This is a genomic window from Streptomyces sp. NPDC031426, from assembly GCF_055581585.1.
On record NZ_JBVIJE010000002.1, the window covers coordinates 1 to 19,833 of the forward strand.

Below are 19,833 nucleotides of genomic sequence, written 5' to 3' on the forward strand. Positions count from 1 at the left end.
CCGCTACGAGCGCAAAGCCGAACACTTCATGGCCTTCACCGCCATCGCCTGCAGCCTCATCTGCTACCGCAGACTCACCAAATGAGACGAGGTCTAAGGTGGCCCCGTGACCGACAGCACCAGGCGTCCGCTCGCCGTGTATGACCTCGACAACACTTTGGCCGACACGGCGCACCGGCAGCACTTCCTGGAGACACGGCCGAAGAACTGGGCCGCGTTCTTCGCCGCCGCGCCCGCGGACCCGCCCCTCGCCGAGGGCATCGCGCTCGCCCTGGAGAGCGCCCGCGAGTGCGAGGTCCTGTATCTCACCGGCCGTCCCGAGCGGTGCCGGCGCGACACGCTGGACTGGCTCGCGGCCCATGGGCTTCCCGAGGGGCGCGTGTACATGCGCAGCAACGCCGACCGCAGGCCCGCCCGGTTCACCAAGCTGGAGATCCTGCGCCGGCTCGCCCAGGACCGCGAGATCCGTGTCCTCGTGGACGACGACGAAATGGTCTGCGACGACGCCGAGCGCGCCGGGTTCACCGTCGTGCGTGCCCGCTGGGCCGCGAAGTCCGCGGCACTCCAGGAGGCTCAGGAGCGGGAGGGCCGCACCTGACGCCGGCCGGCGTCAGCCCGCGTCCTCGATGCGGAAGCCGACCTTCAGTCCCACCTGGTAGTGCTCGATCCGCCCGTTCTCGATCTGGCCGCGGACCTCGGTGATCTCGAACCAGTCCAGATTGCGCAGGGTCTGGTCGGCGCGGGCGATGCCGTTGCGGATGGCCTGGTCGATGCCTTCGTGCGACGTGCCGACGATCTCGGTGACCCGGTAGGTGTGATTCGTCATGAGGGTGCTCCTCTCGTGTCACGCCGTACTCCACCGTGCCCCATCCCCGCCCCGCCCGCACGGTGTCCGGGACCTACGCGGGTAGCCGGTGCCCCCTTGACCCTCCGTATTGGTCCATACCAAAATCCAGCACACCCGTGCGAGCGGTGCCGCTCGTCCCCCCACGTCGGGCCCCCACGCCTGTCCGCATTCCCGCCAGACAGAACAGGACCCCTCGTGAGACGTCGTCTGCTCGCCCTCGTGTGTGTCACCGGTTCTTTCCTGAGCGCCTGCGGGATGCTCCCCGGCGAGCACGAGCGCAAGACCGTCACCGTGTGGCTGATGAAGGACAGCGCCTCGGACGCGTTCCTGCGGCGCTTCACGGCCGACTTCGAGCGCAGCCACAAGGACCTGCGCCTGGACATCCGCATCCAGCAATGGACCGGCATCGTCGACAAGGTCCGCGCGGCGCTCAAGGACGACTCCGGGGACGGGCCCGATGTCATCGAGGTCGGCAACACCCAGGTGCCGCTGTACGCCGACGGCGGCAAGCTCGCCGACCTCACGCTGGAGTCGATGCGCGACTGGGGCAAGGACCAGTGGCTGCCCGCCCTCGCCGGGCCCGGCGAGGACGCCAACGCGCAGTACGGCATCCCCTGGTACGCCGCCAACCGCGTCGTCATCTACCGCAAGGACCTGTTCGAGGCGGCCGGCATCACCCGCCCGCCGAGGACCCGCGAGGAGTGGCTCGCCGACACCGAGAAGCTCGACTCCGCGGGCAACCAGGGTATTTACCTGGCCGGACAGGACTGGTACACGCTCTCGGGGTTCATCTGGGACGAGGGCGGCGACCTCGCCCGGCTGAAGGACTACCGGTGGGAGGGTGCGCTCGGCACCCCGGCCGCGCTGCGCGGCATGGACTTCTACCGGCGGCTGCAGGCGTTGGGGCGGGGCCCCGCGGACGCGGACGAGGAACACCCGCCCCAGGCAGGGGTGTTCGCCGACGGCAGGGTGGCGCAGATCATCGCCGTACCGGGGCTGGCGCAGTCGATCGTGCGGCAGAACCCGGATCTGCAGACCAAGCTGGGCTTCTTTCCGGTGCCTGGGAAGACCGCCGCACGGCCCTGCACCGTCTTCACCGGCGGCTCCGACCTCGTCGTCCCCTCGGGCACCAAGGACCAGTTCGCGGCGACCGCCGTCGTCGGGGCGCTCGTCGGTGCCAAGTGGGACACGGAACTCGCCCGCACGATGAACTACGTGCCCAACAAGACCACGCTGGCGAGCGCGGTCGCGGGCGAGGAGGGGGTCGCCGCCATGGCCGCGGGTGCGGCACACGGCCGGGCGACCCCCAGCACCCCTCAGTGGGCCGACGTCGAGGCCGACAACCCGATCAAGGAGTACATGTCCCGGGTGCTCCGGGGTGCGGACCCGGCCACGGAGGCCCGCCGGGCCTCCGCGAAGATCACCGAGGAACTCGCGCCGGAGGTGTGAGTCACCGTATTGCGTGCATTACTTTCCGCTGTTGCGTCGTCACTCAGATGGGTGTTGCATGGCGAAAGGGTGACGTAGTCCGAAGCCCTCACATAAAAGTCCTCCGGACGTATACGTGCCCGGCACAAGGAGGTTCAGCGATGGTCATTCCTGGGTCGGCGCACAGCCGTCGTCACTTTCTCGGTGCCGCAGCCGCGGCTGCCATGGCGGCCCAGTTCGACATGAGTGGTGGTGCGCAGGCGCAGCCCGCATCGGGAGAACGTGTGGCTCATCCCGCGGATGGTCCTGCGACGCGGACATCCTTCGGGCCGGTGAAGCAGATCAATGCCGGGCAGTTGAATGTGGGGTACGTCGAAGCCGGGCCCGCGAACGGCCAAGCGGTCGTGCTCATGCATGGTTGGCCCTACGACATTCACAGCTACGTCGAGGTCACGCCGTTGCTCGCCGCCAAGGGATACAGGGTCATCGTCCCTTATCTGCGCGGCCACGGAACGACGCGGTTCCTTTCCGGCGCCACACCCAGGAAGGCCCAACAGTCGGCATTCGCCGTCGACATCATCGCCCTCATGGACGCCCTCAGGATCGAGAAGGCCATCCTCGCCGGATACGACTGGGGATCGCGGACCGGTGACATCATCGCGGCCCTCTGGCCCGAGCGCTGCAAAGCACTGGTCTCTGTGACCGGCTATCTGATCGTGAACGTCGAAGCGAACAAGATGCCGTCGCCCCCGAAGAGTGAATGGGCGTGGTGGTACCAGTACTACTTCGCCACCGAAAGGGGTGTGCTCGGTCTCCAGGAATATCGGCGTGATCTGGCCAGACAGGTCTGGAAGTTCAACTCTCCGACCTGGAATTTCGACGAGGCCACCTTCGAACGAACGGCAGCCGCTTTCAGCAACCCCGATTACGTCGATATCGTCATCGACAACTACCGCTGGCGGCTCGGTCTCGCGAAGGGCGAGCCGCGGTACGCCGGTCTGGAAAAACGCCTCGCCGCCGCGCCGGTCATCAAGGTGCCGACGATCACCATCGACGGAGCACACGATCCCTTCACTCCTCCGGGGAACGGATCGTCTTATCGCAAGAGGTTCGCAGGCGCATACGCGCACCGGACACTGAACGCAGGGCACAACGTTCCTCAGGAGGCCCCGCAGGCCTTCGCGGCGGCTGTCGTGGAAGTCGACGGGTTCTGACCGCGCTGCTGGTACCCGGCGCGCGCACGCAGGGTGGGCGGCGCTCACCAGGTCTGCTCGGAAGCGCGGACGAGGACCTCGTTGACGGAGACCCGGCGGTTGCGAGTGACGACGAACGCAACGGTGTCCGCGATGTCCTGGGGACGCAGCATCTCCATCCCGGCCAGCTGCTGGTCCAGGGACGCCCTGATCTCGTCCCGCGAGTGCGTGACGAACTCGGTGTCCACCGTGCCCGGTTCGACCACGCTCACGCGCAGTCGCTGCCGCATGACCTCCTGGCGCAGGGCCTCGGTGAACCCGTTCACGCCGAACTTCGTCATGCTGTAGACGGCCGTGCCCGGCCGGGCCACACGCCCTGCGGTGGAGCTGATGTTGACCAGGTCGGCGACTCGGCGGGGCGAGTCCTCCGCCGCCCTCAACAGGTGCGGCAATGCCGCGTGGGTGACATGGAGCAGGCCGTGGAGATTCACCGTCAGCATGCGCTCCCATTCCTGAGCCGGCGCGTTCAGAACCGGTCCGGCCATGCCCACACCCGCGTTGTTGACGAGGATGTCCAGGCGACCGAGTTCAGCCACCACACGCTCCACGGCCGCCGTCGCCAGTTCCTGCTCGGTGATGTCGGCTTCCACCACGAACGCCGCCCCGCCCTCGGCGCGGATCTTCTCGGCCAGTTCCTCCAGTCGGTCACGGCGCCGGGCGACCACCGCGACGGCGGCGCCCTCGGCGGCCAGGCTCAGGGCGGTCGCCTCGCCGATGCCGCTGCTGGCGCCGGTCACCAGGGCAACGGTGTTCTGCAGACGTGCGGACATGACTGTCTCCTAAATACGGATCGAGATTGTCGAGTTCGAGATTGAACGGGATGGATCAGGGCCGGTGACTGCGCGGAACGGCAGGTTCGGGTCCGTGACGGCTCGGGGTGTGACGTCGTCGTCAGGCGGTCGTGGCGGAGTCGGCGAGCATGTCGAGGGAGACCTGCCACAAGCGGGCCGCGTGGTGCGGGTCCACGGCATGGGCGGCAACTCCGCGGCGCACACCCGGCCGGTGCGGGCCGGCCTCGTTGCAGTCCTCGAAGTACCGGCCGGTGACGCCCTCGGCGAGCGGGGAGGCGGCGAGCAGCACCGAGGTCGCGGCGCCCTGCTCGATGTTCTTCCAGGACACGTCGGTGCTGGCGGGGTCGAACGAGGTCGGGCTGTTCGAGATGTCCCCGATGTGGCGGCCGAGCCGGGTGCTGGTGATGCGGCCCGGGTTGAGGGCGTTGACGGCGATCAGGTCGGACGCCCAGCGGCGGGCCGCCTCGACCGCGAACAGGACGTTGGCGGTCTTGGACTGGCTGTAGGCCGCCCACGGGTCGTAGGGGCGCTGTTCGAAGTTGATGTCGTCGAACAGTACGTCGCCGTTGACGTGGCCGACCGAGCTGACGGCGACCACGCGTGCGCCGTGGGCCGCTGCCAGGGCGCTGTGCAGGCCGGTGGCGAGAGCGAAGTGGCCGAGGTGGTTGGTGGCGAGCTGCATTTCCCAGCCCTCCCTCGTCCGCTCCAGCGGCGAGGCCATCACGCCGGCGTTGAGGACCAGGATGTGCAGGGGGCCCCGCCATGCCTCGACAAAGGCCCGCACCGAGGCCTGGTCGGCGAGGTCGAGCTGCGCGGCGCGCACCGTCCCCGGGCCGCTTGCCGGTGCGATCTCCTCGGCGACCTGTGCGCCCGTGGCCGGGGCACGGACACCGATGGTCACGTCGGCACCGGCAGCGGCCAGGACTCGCGCGGTCTCCCGTCCGATGCCGGAGGCTCCTCCGGTGACGATGACACGCCGGCCGCCGAGGTCGACGCCGGCCAGCACCTCGGAGGCGGTCGTCTGCGCACCGAACGGGGTCGTGACGAGGTCGTGGGTCATGAGGCTCTCCAAGAAGACGGTGGGATCGGGAGGCGAGCGCACGCGCGGTGGCGCGGAGACACGGGGCGTCGTACCCTCAAATCCGGAACGGGTTCCGGTTACGCCTTCGAGAGTAAGCGGAACCAGTTCCGCTTGCAAGTGTGGTGAGAAAGGGAGGCGGCAGTGACCGGCATCGAGGGGGGCTCGGCGGCGCAGCGCAGGCCGCTGCGCGCCGACGCGCAACGAAATGAGGACCGGCTGCTGGAGGCGGCCGCGGCCGCCTTCGCCCGTGACGGAGCGAGCGCCTCGGTCAAGGACATCGCCCGCGCCGCCGGAGTCGGCGTCGGCACTCTGTACCGCCGGTTCCCGTCCAAGGAGCTCCTGATCGAGGCGATCTACCGCCAGGAGGTGCAGCGGCTGTGCGAGGCGGCACAGCAGCTCACGGCCACGGAGCCGCCGGTGGACGCACTGCGGACCTGGATGGAGCGCTTCATCGACTTCATGATCGCCAAGGAGGGCATGGCCGACGCGCTGGCCGTGGTGCTCACCGACGACAGTGAGAAGCTGCACACCCGGGCCCTGCTCGCCGACGCCATCGCCCACCTGCTCTCTGCCGTGGAGGGGCGGTCGGCGGCACGGTCGGGGGTCGACGCCCGCGACGTGCTGATGGCCCTGGGTGGGATCAGTCTCATGGCCACCGGTGAGGAACAGCGCGAACTGGCCACCAGACTCATCGACCTGCTCCTGTACGGCATCGTGAAGAACTGACGCGAGGTGCCGCGCCTCGTGACTCCGGTCCCGTGTGCATGGAGCAGCGGCAGACGGTCGGCGCTCAGCCGCCGGCCACGCCGTTCCGGCCGGGGCGGTGACGAGCGGCGGCCTGCGGGCCCGGCAGGCACTCGGGCCGTATCAGGCAGTTGATCGCGAGCCGATGACCGTGCGCCGGCGTCGGCACCAGCGGCGTGGTCGAGGGCCCGGCCTGCCGCTGGATGCCGGACCGGAACAAGCGGGACGACCGGCCGCCCAGGCCCTCCAGGACGGCCTTGGCGCCGAGGCGACCGCAGACCGCGCGCCCGACGCCGCACTCGTCAACTCGCGCGGCCCGTCGGCCGACCGTTAGCCTGAATGCGTACTCCGGCACCGACGAGGCAGTCACCGCGTCGTGCGTGGCCGGCCCGCCGAGCGAGCTTCGACGAGTGACCGCCTCCACGGGGACGCCAGCCTCGAACCTCCACATTCCCGCCGGGCCCCGGGGCCGGTCCGGCCAGCACAGATGCAGATCAAGGCCGTACTCCCGCGTGACATGAGGTGTCCGCGCAGTCTCCCCGGGCAGAGCCGTCCCCGGCGTTCGCACAGAGGGAGAATTTCATGACCGAGAGCCACGCGCGGACCCCGGCCACCCCCGGCGTCCTCGTCGATCCGCTGCGCAATCGTGGCGTGGCCTTCACCCCCGAGGAACGCGACGCCCTCGGCCTCACCGGGCGCCTGCCGTCGGGAGTCCTCACGCTCGAGCGGCAGGCCCAGCGCGCCTACCAGCAGATGCAGGTTCAGGGCAGCGACCTCGCCAAGAACGTGTATCTGGAACAACTGCACGACCGCAACGAAACCCTGTACTTCAAGCTCCTCACCGAGCACCTCGTCGAGCTGCTGCCGATCGTCTACGACCCCACCGTGGGCGAAGCGATCGAGAAGTACTCCCACGAGTACCGGCGCCCGCGCGGACTCTTTCTGTCCATCGACCGGCCCGACGACATGGAGAAGGCCTTCGCCACGCTCGAACTCGGGCCCGAGGACGTCGATCTGATCGTGTGCAGCGATGCGGAGGAGATCCTGGGCATCGGCGACTGGGGCGTGGGCGGGATCCAGATCTCGGTCGGCAAACTCGCGGTGTACACCGCGGCCGCCGGCATCGACCCGCGCCGGGTCGTACCCGTGTCGCTGGACGTGGGCACGGATCGCACAGCGCTGCGGGAGGACCCGCTGTACCTGGGCAACCGGCACCCACGCGTCCGCGGCGCCGACTACGACGCCTTCATCGAGAGATACCTGGAGACGGCATCGTCCGCGTTCCCCGGCGCGCTCCTGCACTTCGAGGACTTCGGGCCCAGCAACGCGCGGCGGATCCTGGAGCAGTACGGCGGCCGCTACCGGATCTTCAACGACGACATGCAGGGCACCGGAGCCATCACGCTGGCCGCCGCCCTGTCCGCCGTCAAAGTCAGTGGCGTGCGGATGCGGGACCAGAAGCTGGTCGTCTTCGGTGCCGGGACAGCCGGGGTGGGCATCGCCGACCAGCTGCGCGACGCGATGGTCCGCGACGGCGCGGATCCGGAGCGGGCCGCCGCTCAGGTATGGCTCGTCGACAAGCAGGGGCTGCTCACCCGGGACATGTCCGACCTGCGCGACTTCCAGCAGCCCTACGCGCGGGATCCGGCCGAGGCCGCGGACTGGGCGAGGGACGAGGGCGCGATCTCACTGCTGGAAACGGTTCGCCGGGTCAAGCCGACGATCCTGCTGGGCACTTCGACCGCGCACGGCGCGTTCACCCGCGAGGTCGTCGAGGCCATGTCCGAGGGCACCGAGCGGCCGGTCGTCTTCCCGATCTCCAATCCCACCTCCCGGATCGAGGCCATGCCCGCCGATGTCATCGCCTGGTCCAGGGGGAAGGCGCTCGTCGCGACCGGCATTCCCGTCGAGCCCGTGGAATACGAGGGCGTGACGTATCGGATCGGACAGGCCAACAACGCGTTGTTGTACCCGGGCCTGGGCCTGGGCACGATCGTGTCGGGTGCGTCCCAGGTGACCGCCGGCATGCTGCTCGCGGCCGCACAGGCGGTGGCGGACCAGGTCGACCCGTCCGGGCCGGGCGCTTCCCTGCTGCCGCCCGTGGACGATCTCAGGGAGTCCTCGGCCATCACCGCGACCGCGGTGGTCAAGGCGGCCCTCGACGACGGCGTGGCCACCTCCAAGCCGATCGACATCGCGGAGGCTGTCCGGGAGGCCATGTGGCAGCCGGTCTACACGGACGGAGCCGCAGCATGAACACGCCCCACCCCGTCGCCGGCCGGACCGGGTCGGCGGGTCCGGACGAAGCCCCGAAGCTCCTCGACGTCCCCATCGGACTGCACGCGACCGGCACCCGGCGGGAGACCGACTCCATGGGAGCCACCGACGTCCCCGCGGACCGCTACTGGGGCGCCCAGACCCAACGGTCCCTGATCCACTTCTCCATCGGGGACGACCGGATGCCGAAAGCCGTCTATCACGCCTACGGCTACGTCAAGAAGGCCGCCGCCGCCGTCAACGGGCGCGCCAGGCGGCTCCCCGCCTGGAAGGCCGGGCTGATCCAGAGGGTGGCCGACGAGGTCATCGCGGGTGAACTGGACGAGCACTTCCCGCTGTACGTGTGGCAGACAGGGTCCGGTACGCAGTCCAACATGAACACCAACGAGGTGATCAGCAACCGTGCGATCCAGCTGGTCGGCGGTGAACTGGGCAGCAAGTCCCCGGTTCACCCCAACGACCACGTCAACATGGGGCAGTCCTCCAACGACACCTTCCCCACCGCCATGCACATCGCCGCTGTCAAGGAGATCCACGAGCACCTGCTGCCCAGCGTCAAGGCGCTGCAGCACGCCATCGAGACCAAGGCGCGGCAGTGGCAGGACGTGGTGAAGATCGGCCGCACCCACCTGGAGGACGCCGTCCCACTCACCGTGGGGCAGGAATGGTCGGGTTACTCCCACCAGTTGCAGCAAGCCGTCGACCGGGTCACCACATCCGCCGAGGGCCTGTACGAGCTCGCCATGGGCGGCACCGCGGTCGGCACGGGGCTCAACGCCCCACCCGGATTCGGCGAGCAGGTCGCAGCCGAGATCGCCGACGCGACCGGTTACCCGTTCACCACCGCGCGGAACAAGTTCGCGGCCCAGGGCGGCCTGGACGCCATGGTCGCCGCCTCCGCCGGGCTGCGGGCCCTGGCCGTGCCACTGATGAAGATCGCCAACGACATCCGCTGGCTGGCCTCCGGACCCCGCTGCGGCCTCGACGAACTCGTCCTGCCGGCCAACGAGCCCGGTTCCTCGATCATGCCGGGCAAGGTCAACCCGACCCAGTGCGAGGCGATGGTCATGGTCTGCATCCAGGTGCTGTCCGAGGACGAGGCCGTCGCCTTCGCCGGCACACAGGGCAACTTCGAGCTCAATGCCATGCGACCGGTCATCATCAACAACTTCCTGCACGCGGCCACCATCCTCGCCGACGCCTGCACCAAGATGCGCGAGTACTGCATCGAGGGCACCGAGCTCAACCGGGACCGGATCGACGCTTACGTCGACCGGTCCCTCATGCTGGTCACGGCTCTTTCGCCCGTGATCGGCTACGACAAGGCCTCCGCCATCGCCCACAAGGCCGACGACGAGGACACCACTCTGCGCGCGGCGGCACTGGCCTCCGGCTACATCAGCGCCGAGGACTTCGACCGCATCGTCCGGCCCGCCGCCATGGTCGGTCAGGCCTAGGACAACACACTGCGGGGGCCGCCGCCGTGGCCGCGGGCGCGGCGCACAGTCAGGCGACCCCCGCACTCACCGGGCCACACTCACCGCACCACACTCAGCGACAGCGCGAAGCGGCCCTGCGCGTCCGTCCACCAGTGACTCAACTCAAGTCCCGCAGACGCCAGTTCGGCGGTCACACCCTCCCTGCGGAACTTCGCGGACACCTCGGTGCGCAGTTCCTCGCCCGCCGCGAAGTCCACGGCCAGGTCCAGCGCGGGCACCTTCACGGTCTGCGCGGTACGGGAGCGCAGCCGCATCTCGATCCACTCGTGCTCGGCGTCCCAGAGGGCCACGTGGTCGAAGGCGTCCGGATCGAAGTCGGCGCCCAGCTCCCGGTCGACCACGGCCAGCACGTTCTTGTTGAACGCCGCCGTCACCCCGGCCGCGTCGTCGTACGCCCGGACCAGCACCCGTTCGTCCTTGACCAGGTCCGTGCCGAGCAGCAGCCCGTCGCCGGGGGCGAGCAGGGAGCGAACGGAGGCCAGGAACTTCGCGCGTTCGTCGGGCAGCAGATTGCCGATCGTGCCGCCGAGGAAGGCCACCAGCCGGGGACCAGGTGTCGCGGGCAGGGCCATCGGGGCGGTGAAGTCGGCGATCAGCGCGTGCACGTCGAGGTCCGGACGGTCTTCGACGAGCGCCTGTCCGGCCTGGGTGAGGGCGCTCTCGCTGACGTCGACCGGGACGTACGCCGCGGGCGCCAGCGCGTCGAGGAGGAAGCGGGTCTTCTCCGAGGAGCCCGAGCCGAGTTCGATCAGCGTGCGGGCACCGCTCGCCGCGGCGATCTCGCCGGACCGGCCGGCGAGGATCTCCCGCTCGGCGCGGGTGGGGTAGTACTCGGGCAGTTCGGTGATCTGCTCGAACAGCTCGCTGCCGCGGGCGTCGTAGAACCACTTGGGCGGCAGCCACTTGGGCTGGACGGTGAGGCCGTGCAGGACGTCGGCGCGCAGCGCGGCGTCCGTCGCGTCCTCGGGGAGGGTGCGGGTGACGTGCAGGGGGCTCACGTACAGGGCTCCTTCGATGATGGGGGTCCCCCCGCTCGAGCGGAGTCGAGAGTGGGGGAGGACGCGGGCGCGGGATCCTCCAGTGGTGCGAGCAGCACGCCGGCGCGGCTCGCGGTGAGCACGGTGCGGTCTGGAACCTCCTGCCAGAGCGGGTCGTCGTCGTAGGGCTCGGAGGCGACGACCGTGCTCAGGCCGGGATCCGTGCGGTACCAGAGGGTGTCGCCCCAGGCGGTGGCGGCGATCGTCGCGCCGTCCGTCAGCAGCAGGTTGAGCCGCGAGGCCGGGGCCGCCCCGGCCAGCTGGCGAACCGTTTCACCGAGGGCCTGGTCGGGCTCGTCACCCGAGCGCAGCCGGTGCAGGACCAGCGCCCAGACGAACGCCGAGTCGGTGCGGGCCTGCAGCGACAGCAGCTCGACCGGGGGCAGCGCGGAGACCAGCGGGGCGACCGAGTCGGGCCAGCCCGCGAGGGCGCCGTTGTGGCTGAACAGCCACCGGCCCGAGGCGAAGGGCGCCGCTGCGGCCTCGGCGTCGGCGCCCGCGAGCGTCGCGTCCCGTACGGCGGCGAGTACGCAGCCGGAGCGCACCACCCGGGCCAGGTCGGCGAAGGACAGGTCCGCCCAGACCGGCCCGGCCCGCCGGTAGCGCGCCGGAAGAGGGTCGTCCTGGGCGTACCAGCCGACCCCGAAGCCGTCCGCGTTGACCGTCCCGTAGCGCTGCCGCCGGGGCGCCCACGACTGGCGAACCAGGCTGTGCTCCGGCTCCAGGAGCAGTCGGCCGAGCGTTTCCTCGGGTCCCACATAGGCCAGATGACGGCACATCAGACGGCCTCCGAGCGCGCGGTGCGGAACCCGGAGAAGATCTGCCGCCGGATCGGGTAGTCCCAGTTGCGGAACGTGCCCCGGCAGGCCACCGGGTCCACGGCGAAGGAACCGCCGCGCAGCACCTTGTGGTCGGAGCCGAAGAACACCTCCGAGTACTCCTTGTACGGGAAGGCCCGGAAGCCCGGGTAGGGCAGGAAGTCGCTCGCCGTCCACTCCCACACGTCACCGATCAACTGCCGTACGCCGAGCGGTGATGCCCCGGCCGGGTAGCTGCCGGCGGGCGCGGGCCGAAGGTGCCGCTGGCCCAGGTTGGCGTGCTCCGGTGCCGGGTCCGCGTCGCCCCACGGGTAGCGCATGGAGCGGCCGGTGGCCGGGTCGTGCCGGGCGGCCTTCTCCCACTCCGCCTCGGTGGGCAGCCGCCGCCCGGCCCAGCGGGCGTAGGCGTCGGCCTCGTACCAGCACACGTGCAGCACCGGCTCGTCGGGCGGGACAGCCTCGGTGAGGCCGAAGCGCCGCCGCAGCCAGCGGCCGCCGTCCCGGCGCCAGAACAGTGGCGCGCTGATCGCGTGCTGCTTGATGTGGGCCCAGCCCTCCGGGGTCCACCAGCGCTCGGTGTCGTAGCCGCCGTCCTCGATGAACGCCTGGTACGCCGCGTTCGTCACCGGGGTGGTGTCGATCCAGAACGGCGCCACCTCCCGGGCGTGCGCCGGGCGTTCGTTGTCCAGCGCCCACGGCTCGGCCGAGGTGCCCATCGTGAACGGGCCTCCGGGGACGAGGACTTCGGCCGGTCCGGTGAACAGCGGGGCGGGTTCCGGGTCCGGGGCGGTGAGGACCTGCGAGCCCTTTCTGAGCTGATGGGTGATCAGCATCGTCTCGTCGTGCTGCTGTTCGTGCTGGGCGATCATTCCGAAGGCGAACCCCGCCTCGGTCAGCCGGGTGCCGTGGAAGTCCGCGCCCGCCAGCAGGTCCGTGACCCGGCCGCGTACCTCGGCCGCGTACCGGCGGGCCTCGGCGGGCGGCAGCAGCGGCAGCGAGGGCCGCTCGGCGCGCGGGTGCCCGAAGGCGTCGTACAGGCTGTCGATCTCGGGCCGCATGGCGTCCCGGCCGCCGACCGCCCGGAGCAGCCACAGCTCCTCCTGGTTGCCGATGTGCGCGAGGTCCCACACCAGCGGGGACATCAGCGGCGAGTGCTGGGCGGTGAGATCGGGTTCCTCGACGCAGGTGGTCAGCAGCGTGGTGCGGTCCCGTGCGGTGGTGAGGGAGGCCAGCACCCGCGCGCGCAACGTCTCGGTGTCCACCTCGGTCGTCGAGGTGTCGGTCTCAGGGGCGGTCATGTGCGGATGTCCTTCCTCCCATGGGCGGTACGGCCGGGCCGGGACGCGCGCAGGCCCCTGCCCGCCGAGCGGTCCAGCAGGTCGTCGGCCGGGCAGCGGCCCCGGTCGACATAGCGGTCCAGGTACGCGGCCACCGCGCCGGTGACCTCGGCGGTGGCGCCGATCCGGGGCAGGGCCTGCAGCGCCGCCGCGAAACACACGGCAGCGACCTCGCGCAGCTCCGGGTCGGCGAGGCCGAGGCGGGCCGCGTCGGTCCACAGCGGGTTGTGCGGGGCGGGCAGGTTCAGGCCCCGCTCCGCGAGGCGCTTGACGCTGCGGTACGCCGTCTCGGCGGCCGCCGGGTCGTCGAACAGCGCCGCCGTCACCGCGAGGGGCACGATCCAGCCGTCGTCGCCGGGCTGCGCGTCGATCATCCGCAACTCCAGGTGGCCGCGCGGCCGGACCGGTGGGAACAGCGTGGTCAGGTGGTACTCCAGATCCGCCCGGGTGGGCGGCCGGGGTGACCGGGAACGGGTCCACTCCCGGAAGGTGAGCCCCTCGGGCACGTGCCACGGCCCGTTGTCCCGGCGCACACACATCACCGGTGAGTCGAGCACATGCCGGGCCCACGCGGCACGCGGCTCGCCGTCCAGCGGGGGAGCGCCCGCCCGCCCGGCACCGATCTCCATCCACATCAGCTGCCGGGTGGACATCCAGCCCGTGCGCTCGTGGCCGAGCAGCGGGGAGTTGGCGAACGCGGCCACCAGGACGGCCCCCAGCTGGTGGGCCAGCCACCAGCGGCGCCGGTACCCGAGCGGGCCCGGCTCCTCGTGGCCGGCGTCCACGCAGACCTGCACGGAGGCGGAGGCGCACATCATGTGCCGGCCCGCCGGACCGGTGCGGTCCAGGCAGGTCTCCATCGCGTCGTAGCGCGGCTCGTGCAGGAACCGGCGGGGGGTGTGCCAGGGGTCGTGGCCGATGCCGACCAGACCGAGCCCTTCCTCGGCGAGGACGGCGCGGACGGTGTCCAGATCGGCGGAGACGGTGCCGATGCACTCCATCAGGGAGGCGGCGGGCGGCGAGCTCAGCTCCAGCTGGCCGCCGGGTTCCACGGTGAGCGGCGACCGCAGGGGCAGGGCCCGCAGCGCGGCGTACACCGCTTCGAGTCGTTCGGGTGTCACGGGGAGCTGCGGCATCCGCAGCTCATGGATGAGCCACTCCAGCTCGACACCGAGCGAGCGGGGCGGCCCGGTCTTGAAGCAGATGCCCCGGACCAGGGCCTCCACCTCGGCTTCGGTGACGGCGGTGCGATGCTCCGTACAGTCGCCACCGTCACTCTGAGAATCGGACATGTCGGGATCCTCCTGAGATTCCACCATGCCTCCGGCCCGGTCGACCGTCGGGCCGGGCAGGCACTCGTTCCACCCAAGACCCTCGCGCCGATTCGCACAAGGGTGCCCCTGGGGACGTTCCGGTTCGGTCATCTCCGTTTCCGTATGCGTTCTCCGGACCGTTCCTGGGGCGGGAAACTCCGTTGCACCGCATCACCAGCATCACCCAGGATGCGTGCATGAGCACGACGGGGGAGACCGCGCAGGCCGCGGACACGGCGCCCACGGGGGTGGCGCCATGAGCGCGCGCCTGCGCGGTATCGCCGCCGAGACCGAGCAGATCGTGGCGGCGGGCCGGTATCGCGCGCCGGACGGTCGAGAGGTGTCGATCGCCGCGCAGACCGAGGCCGCGCGGGCCGGTACGCGGATGTTCGGTCCGGAGCCGGTTTCCCTACGGCGGCCGGGTGACGCGGGGGCCGGCTCGCAACTCGCGGCGGACACCGTTGTCGAGGTCACCGGGGAGAGCAGTCTGAAGGCCGCCCACCGACTGGCCGGCGCCCCGGTCGCCGTCCTGAACTTCGCCTCCGCGCGCAATCCCGGCGGCGGCTATCTCAACGGCGCGCAGGCCCAGGAGGAAGCCCTGTGCCGCGCCTCCGCGCTGTACGCCTGCCTGCTGGAGGCGCGCGAGTTCTACGACCATCACCGCGCCCACCGCGACCCGTTCTACACGGACCGGGTGATCCACAGCCCCCGCGTCCCGGTGTTCCGTGACGACCGGGGCCGGCTGCTGGCCGAGCCGTACCTCGCGGGCTTCCTGACCGCGGCCGCCCCGAACGCGGGCGTCGTACGGCGCACGGCGGCCGAGCGTGCCGGTGAACTGCAGACCATCCTGGCGCGGCGGGCCGAGCGCGTACTGGAGACGGCCGCCGCCCACGGCTACGGCCGGCTGGTGCTCGGCGCCTGGGGCTGCGGCGTCTTCCAGAACGACCCGGTGCAGGTCGCGGGCGCGTTCCGCACCTTGCTCGGCCCCGGCGGCCGGTTCGCCCGCACGTTCGAGCACGTGGTCTTCGGGGTGCTGGACCGGACGCCGGGAACCGTGGTGCGTGAGGCGTTCGTCCGGGCGTTCCCGGAGTCCCGGACCGACGCGCCGTACGCCGGTCAGGTCCAGCCGTAGCGCTCGTGCAGCCGCTGCCGGACCAGGTTGAAGCGCATCCGGTCCAGCGCGCACGCCTCCCGGCGCATGCCGTCCTCGTGGAGCCGCAGGACACGGTCCACGTCCACCCATGAGTCCCGGCCCGACCGGTCCCACGGCCCGCTGCCGATCGCGACCCATTCCCGGTCGCCGTCGTGCCGCTTGCTGGACAGCTGTACGGCGAGGAGGGTGCCGGCCGCCTCCCGGGCGACGACCAGCACCGGGCGGTCCTTGCCCCGGCCGTCGTTCTCCTCGAACGGCACCCAGGTCCACACGATTTCGCCGGGGTCCGGGTCGCCGTCATGTGCGGGGGAGTACTCGGTGCGCACCCGGCCGACGTCGTGCGGGTCCGCCTCGGTGGTCGCGTGGGGGCCGTAGCGGCCGGGGACGTTCTCATCGGTAAACGTGGTCACGGAGGCACCCTAGTGGGAAGCTCGCACGGGGCAAGGGGCGGCTGCCACCGGCGGTGAGGGGCTTCCGCAGGGCAAGGGGCGCCTGCCGCCAGCAGCGAGAGGCTTCCGTAGGGCAACGGGCGGCTGCTGTCGGGGCGTTGTGCCGCTGAGGAGCGAGAGTGCGGCCGGTCGCGCACCGGTGGAGCGGATTTTGCCTCGCGGGGCCGGTGATGTGGCGGCGCTTGAGGCTGTGGCGTGCGGGCGGTCAAGGTGCGGCTGATCGAACCGCGGCGCGTGGGCGGTCAAGGGTGCGGGTGATCGAACCGTGGCGCGCGGGGCGGTCGGGGATGCGGGTGGTTGGTCCGTGGCGCGTGCGGGCGGTCATGGGTGCGGGTGATTGGTCCGTGGCGCGTGGGCGGTCATGGTGCCGGTGGTTGGGGCCGTGGCGCGCGGCGCCGTCATGGTGTCGGTGGTCGAGGCCGCAGGGTCGCCGGAGGCGTGATGGGCCGGCTGTCGAGGCAGGCGGGGTGCGGCCGGTCAGGGCCGCGGGCGGGTGCTGATCCGCATTCCCGGGCGGCGTTGATGCACGGTCACATAGGTCAGGCCCGCCTCGCCGGCGGTGATGCTGCGCTGTGCCCCGTGCGGCAGCCAGGCCAGGGCGCCCTCGGTGAGCGGCTGGGATTCGTCGGCGGTGCCCGTGCCGAGCACGCCGTCCCCGGACACCACCAGGAGCATCACATCCAGCTGTGTCTCGGTGTGCGCCGTGATCCGGTCGCCCGGGGCGAGCCGGACCACGTTGGCATCGAGCTGCCGCCCGCTCTCGGCCAGCTTCCACAGCACGCCGCCCGGCAGCGGCGGAGACTCGGCCAGGGCCCGGGCGTCCCACAGCACACGTGCGGTGGGCGCGGTACGGCCGGCCGGCCCGGCGTCGGTCGCGGAGCGCGACGTCATGTGGTGTTCCCCTCGACTCTTCCGTTTCCCTGCGAACAGGTACCCACTGGGACCCCGCCTGCTCACTCTACAATTAATACATGTAGGGTTCGTGAAAAATGAGCGCAGGTGGGGGAGGGGGTCCGGAGATGACCACGCGGGAGAGCCCGCGCCGTCGAGCGGTACTGGACGTACTGCGCGCCGCCCCCTCGCCGCTCGGCGTCACGGAGACGGCCGAGCGGATGGGCGTCCACCCGAACACGGTGCGGTTCCATCTGAACACCCTGGTGTCCGAGGGTCTGGTCGAGCGCCGGATCGAGCCGTCCCCAGGACCCGGCCGGCCGCGCACCGTCTACACCGCACGCCCCGGCATGGACCGCGGTGGCACGCGCGACTACCGGCTCCTCGCACGCATCCTGCTCAGCCGGTGGGCAACCACAGACCCGGCGACGGCGCGCGAGGTGGCCATGGAGACGGGCCGGGCGTGGGGTGCACACCTGGTGCAGCCGCCGCCCCCGTTCGAGGAGCCCACGACAGACCGCTCGGTGGCCGCACTCCTCGCTTTGCTGGACCAGTTGGGCTTCGCGCCGCACGCGGAGGAAGCGGACGAGACCGGCGGACCGCCCCGGCGGATCCGGCTACGGCACTGCCCGTTCCTCGAACTGGCCGAAGAGCACGGCACGTTGGTCTGCCCGCTCCATCTCGGACTGATGCAGGGTGCTTTGGCCCGGCTGGACGCCCCGCTGACGGCCACCGGCCTGGAGCCGTTCGCCGAACCCGACTCCTGCGTGGCTCACTTGGCCGCAGCCAAGGCCGCCTAGCGCACACACTCCCCGCGCTCCCCCCACCCCCCACACTCCAACGCACGTCACCCGCCGGCCCCAGGCAAAGAAAGGCCCCGCACATGAACGTCACGTCCGCCGCCACCGCAAGTGCGGTCACCTTCGTCTGGCTCGGCATGGTGCTGGCGATCTCCTTCCTGGAGGCCCCGCTGAAGTTCCGTGCACCGGGTGTGACCATCCCGGTCGGCCTGGGCATAGGCCGGCTGGTCTTCCGTGTGCTGAACGCGGTGGAGGCGGTGCTGGCCGTCGTTGTCATCGCCGCGATCGCCGTGGGCGGTGCCCCGGCCGGGATCACGGCGCTGACGGCGGTCGTCGCGGTGCTGCTCCTCGCTCAGCTGGCCGCCGTCCGGCCCTACCTCAACCGCCGGTCCGACCGGATCCTCGCGGGGGAGGAACTGCCCCGCTCCCGCAGCCACTTCTGGTACGTGGGGCTCGAACTCCTGAAGGTCATCGCGCTGATCGCCCTGGGAGTCGGCCTGCTCACGGTGTGACGGCACCGCGATTCCCGACGGCCGGCTCGCCGCGCCGGAAGCGGGTGGATGGCTGGGCTGCTGGTCGGCTGGTCGGCCGGTCGGGAGCGGCCGGGTGTCGGGGAACCCCTGGCGGCCGCTCGGTCGGGCGGGGACGGGCGGGCCGGAACCCCTGGTACGGCCGAAGCGGCCGTCACGCGGCCCGCGTCGCCGAGGCGGCCTCCGGTGGCCACCGGTCGTGCCAGCGCAGCTCCGCCTCCAGCTGGGCGGCGAGGGACACCAGCAGGGGTTCGCTGTACGCGGGCCCGAGCAGCTGCGCGCCCACCGGCAGGCCGTCACCGACGAACCCGGCGGGCACGTTGACGCCCGGCCAGCCCAGCACGTTCCAGGGCCAGGCGTAGGGGCAGGCGGCGATCATCGCCCGGTCCGTGGCCAGCCCGCGCAGCCCGTACAGGGCGCCGATCCGCGGCGGGGGAGCGGCCGTCGTCGGCGCGAGGATCACGTCGTACGACGCGAAGAACCGGCCTATCCGCCGGTGCAGCACCGCCTCCGCACGCCGGGCCGCCCTGAGCGGGGCCCCGCCGAGCAGCCGGCCGAGTCGCGCCGCGTCCCGGGTGCGCGGGTCGAGCAGCGCCGGGTCGGGCGCCTCGCGGACATGCTCGGCGATACCGGCGGTGGCGCGCGGCACGAAGGTCAGCCCGATCTGCCCGTACGGCGGGTCGGCCTCCTCGACCTCGTGCCCCAACTCGGCGAGTTTCCCGGCGAGTTCGACGACCCGGGCACGGATCTCCGGATGCAGCCGCGCCGGTACGGCGGTGAACGGCGGCTTCAGGGACAGCGCGATGCGCAGCCGGCCCGGGTCCCGGCCGACCGCGTCCGTCACCGTCAGCGGGGGCGGCCGGTGCGGGTCCCGGTCGTGGTTGCCGCTCGCCGCGTCCAGCAGCAGCGCCGCGTCGGCGACCGTCCGGGCGAGGGTGCCGTTGACCGTGATGCCCTGGAAGGACTCACCGCGCGGCCAGGTGGAGATCCGGCCACGCTGCGGCTTGATGCCGATCAGACCGGTCCACGCGGCCGGGATGCGCACCGAGCCGGCGCCGTCGGAGCCGAGCGCGGCGGGGACGAGTCCGGCGGCGACAGCGGCGGCCGAGCCCCCCGACGACCCTCCGGGCGTGTGCGCGCTGTGCCATGGGTTGCGGGTGTCCCCGAACGCGGGTCCCTCGGTGAACGGCCACTGCCCCAACTCGCACGTGTTGGTCTTGCCGACGATCACGGCACCGGCCGCACGCAGCCGCCGTACCGCCTCCCCGTCCTCGGCGACCGCGGGGAACTCGCCGGCGCAGCCGAACGCGGTCGGCTCACCGGCCACGTCCATGTCGTCCTTGACCGCCACCGGCACCCCGAGCAGCGGACGCCGTGTCCCGGCGGCCAACTCCCGGTCGGCGGCGTCCGCTTCGGCGAGCGCGGCCTCGGCCCGCACGATCCGGAAGGCGTTCAAGGTCCCCTGCGTGGCCTCGATCCGGGCCAGCGCGCGTTCCACCAGCGCGCGGGAGGTCACCTCCCCGTCGGCCAGCGCCCGCCGGGTCTCGGCGAGGCCGGCGGAACGGTCGTGCGTCATGGACGGGCA

General features: G+C 71.5%; 20 protein-coding genes. 9 read left to right on the top strand and 11 right to left on the bottom strand.

Annotation, left to right across the window (positions count from 1 at the left end; genetic code table 11):
- Positions 1-106 precede the first annotated feature (106 nt).
- Positions 107-598, top strand: coding sequence for a phosphatase domain-containing protein (locus ACZ5NH_RS02965; protein ID WP_468772686.1), 492 nt, complete (start codon positions 107-109; stop codon positions 596-598).
- Positions 599-610: 12 nt separating this feature from the next.
- Here the strand turns inward: ACZ5NH_RS02965 and ACZ5NH_RS02970 are convergent, their stop codons facing one another.
- The gene (locus ACZ5NH_RS02970) at positions 611-826 is read right to left on the bottom strand and encodes a dodecin (protein WP_388633379.1); all 216 of its coding nucleotides are present in this window, start codon (positions 824-826) and stop codon (positions 611-613) included.
- 216 nt (positions 827-1,042) lie between these two features.
- On the opposite strand from ACZ5NH_RS02970, the gene ACZ5NH_RS02975 reads away from it, so the two are divergent.
- Both ACZ5NH_RS02975 and ACZ5NH_RS02980 read left to right on the top strand, forming a co-directional pair.
- Complete coding sequence (locus ACZ5NH_RS02975) at positions 1,043-2,296, top strand: extracellular solute-binding protein (RefSeq protein ID WP_468772688.1); 1,254 nt, start codon at positions 1,043-1,045, stop codon at positions 2,294-2,296.
- Positions 2,297-2,436: 140 nt separating this feature from the next.
- Complete coding sequence (locus tag ACZ5NH_RS02980) at positions 2,437-3,489, top strand: alpha/beta fold hydrolase (RefSeq protein ID WP_468772689.1); 1,053 nt, start codon at positions 2,437-2,439, stop codon at positions 3,487-3,489.
- Positions 3,490-3,533: 44 nt separating this feature from the next.
- Here the strand turns inward: ACZ5NH_RS02980 and ACZ5NH_RS02985 are convergent, their stop codons facing one another.
- Complete coding sequence (locus ACZ5NH_RS02985) at positions 3,534-4,298, bottom strand: SDR family NAD(P)-dependent oxidoreductase (protein WP_468772691.1); 765 nt, start codon at positions 4,296-4,298, stop codon at positions 3,534-3,536.
- Between the two features lie 121 nt (positions 4,299-4,419).
- Entirely contained in the window at positions 4,420-5,379 is a 960-nt protein-coding gene (locus ACZ5NH_RS02990; RefSeq protein ID WP_468772692.1) for an SDR family NAD(P)-dependent oxidoreductase, read from the bottom strand.
- Positions 5,380-5,541: 162 nt separating this feature from the next.
- On the opposite strand from ACZ5NH_RS02990, the gene ACZ5NH_RS02995 reads away from it, so the two are divergent.
- Positions 5,542-6,126, top strand: a complete 585-nt coding sequence (locus ACZ5NH_RS02995) for a TetR/AcrR family transcriptional regulator (RefSeq protein ID WP_468772694.1) — start codon at positions 5,542-5,544, stop codon at positions 6,124-6,126.
- A gap of 64 nt (positions 6,127-6,190) precedes the next feature.
- On the opposite strand, the gene ACZ5NH_RS03000 is transcribed toward ACZ5NH_RS02995, so the two are convergent.
- On the bottom strand, positions 6,191-6,514 hold the full coding sequence (locus tag ACZ5NH_RS03000; protein ID WP_468772696.1) for a hypothetical protein: 324 nt from the start codon (positions 6,512-6,514) through the stop codon (positions 6,191-6,193).
- Positions 6,515-6,726: 212 nt separating this feature from the next.
- On the opposite strand from ACZ5NH_RS03000, the gene ACZ5NH_RS03005 reads away from it, so the two are divergent.
- Together ACZ5NH_RS03005 and fumC are read left to right on the top strand one after the other, a co-directional pair.
- Positions 6,727-8,400 (top strand): NAD-dependent malic enzyme, encoded by a 1,674-nt coding sequence (locus ACZ5NH_RS03005; protein WP_468772697.1) that lies wholly within the window; start codon positions 6,727-6,729, stop codon positions 8,398-8,400.
- Positions 8,397-9,878 (top strand): class II fumarate hydratase, encoded by a 1,482-nt coding sequence (fumC, locus tag ACZ5NH_RS03010; RefSeq protein ID WP_468772699.1) that lies wholly within the window; start codon positions 8,397-8,399, stop codon positions 9,876-9,878. Before ACZ5NH_RS03005 ends, fumC begins: the two co-directional genes overlap by 4 nt.
- A gap of 80 nt (positions 9,879-9,958) precedes the next feature.
- On the opposite strand, the gene egtD is transcribed toward fumC, so the two are convergent.
- From egtD to egtA, 4 genes are read right to left on the bottom strand one after another with little or no spacing between them, the layout of a single operon-like run.
- On the bottom strand, positions 9,959-10,918 hold the full coding sequence (gene egtD, locus ACZ5NH_RS03015) for an L-histidine N(alpha)-methyltransferase (RefSeq protein ID WP_468772700.1): 960 nt from the start codon (positions 10,916-10,918) through the stop codon (positions 9,959-9,961).
- On the bottom strand, positions 10,915-11,736 hold the full coding sequence (gene egtC / locus ACZ5NH_RS03020; protein ID WP_468772702.1) for an ergothioneine biosynthesis protein EgtC: 822 nt from the start codon (positions 11,734-11,736) through the stop codon (positions 10,915-10,917). Before egtC ends, egtD begins: the two co-directional genes overlap by 4 nt.
- Positions 11,736-13,073, bottom strand: coding sequence for an ergothioneine biosynthesis protein EgtB (gene egtB, locus ACZ5NH_RS03025; RefSeq protein WP_468772704.1), 1,338 nt, complete (start codon positions 13,071-13,073; stop codon positions 11,736-11,738). Before egtB ends, egtC begins: the two co-directional genes overlap by 1 nt.
- Entirely contained in the window at positions 13,070-14,404 is a 1,335-nt protein-coding gene (gene egtA / locus ACZ5NH_RS03030; protein ID WP_468772706.1) for an ergothioneine biosynthesis glutamate--cysteine ligase EgtA, read from the bottom strand. Before egtA ends, egtB begins: the two co-directional genes overlap by 4 nt.
- A 277-nt stretch (positions 14,405-14,681) precedes the next feature.
- Between egtA and ACZ5NH_RS03035 the strand changes: the two genes are divergently transcribed.
- A complete protein-coding gene (locus ACZ5NH_RS03035) occupies positions 14,682-15,557 on the top strand; it encodes a TIGR02452 family protein (protein ID WP_468772708.1) in 876 nt (291 codons plus the stop codon).
- On the opposite strand, the gene ACZ5NH_RS03040 is transcribed toward ACZ5NH_RS03035, so the two are convergent.
- Together ACZ5NH_RS03040 and ACZ5NH_RS03045 are read right to left on the bottom strand one after the other, a co-directional pair.
- On the bottom strand, positions 15,542-15,988 hold the full coding sequence (locus ACZ5NH_RS03040) for a type II toxin-antitoxin system PemK/MazF family toxin (RefSeq protein ID WP_451555596.1): 447 nt from the start codon (positions 15,986-15,988) through the stop codon (positions 15,542-15,544). The genes ACZ5NH_RS03035 and ACZ5NH_RS03040 overlap by 16 nt on opposite strands.
- A 516-nt stretch (positions 15,989-16,504) precedes the next feature.
- Positions 16,505-16,918, bottom strand: a complete 414-nt coding sequence (locus ACZ5NH_RS03045; protein WP_468772709.1) for a cupin domain-containing protein — start codon at positions 16,916-16,918, stop codon at positions 16,505-16,507.
- Positions 16,919-17,046: 128 nt separating this feature from the next.
- Between ACZ5NH_RS03045 and ACZ5NH_RS03050 the strand changes: the two genes are divergently transcribed.
- The gene (locus ACZ5NH_RS03050; RefSeq protein WP_468772711.1) at positions 17,047-17,718 is read left to right on the top strand and encodes a helix-turn-helix transcriptional regulator; all 672 of its coding nucleotides are present in this window, start codon (positions 17,047-17,049) and stop codon (positions 17,716-17,718) included.
- An 83-nt stretch (positions 17,719-17,801) separates the two neighbouring features.
- Complete coding sequence (locus ACZ5NH_RS03055) at positions 17,802-18,230, top strand: hypothetical protein (RefSeq protein ID WP_468772713.1); 429 nt, start codon at positions 17,802-17,804, stop codon at positions 18,228-18,230.
- A 172-nt stretch (positions 18,231-18,402) separates the two neighbouring features.
- Here the strand turns inward: ACZ5NH_RS03055 and ACZ5NH_RS03060 are convergent, their stop codons facing one another.
- Positions 18,403-19,824 carry an amidase gene (locus tag ACZ5NH_RS03060; RefSeq protein ID WP_468772714.1) on the bottom strand — a complete coding sequence of 474 codons (1,422 nt, stop codon included), beginning with the start codon at positions 19,822-19,824 and terminating at the stop codon, positions 18,403-18,405.
- Between the last annotated feature and the right edge of the window lie 9 nt (positions 19,825-19,833).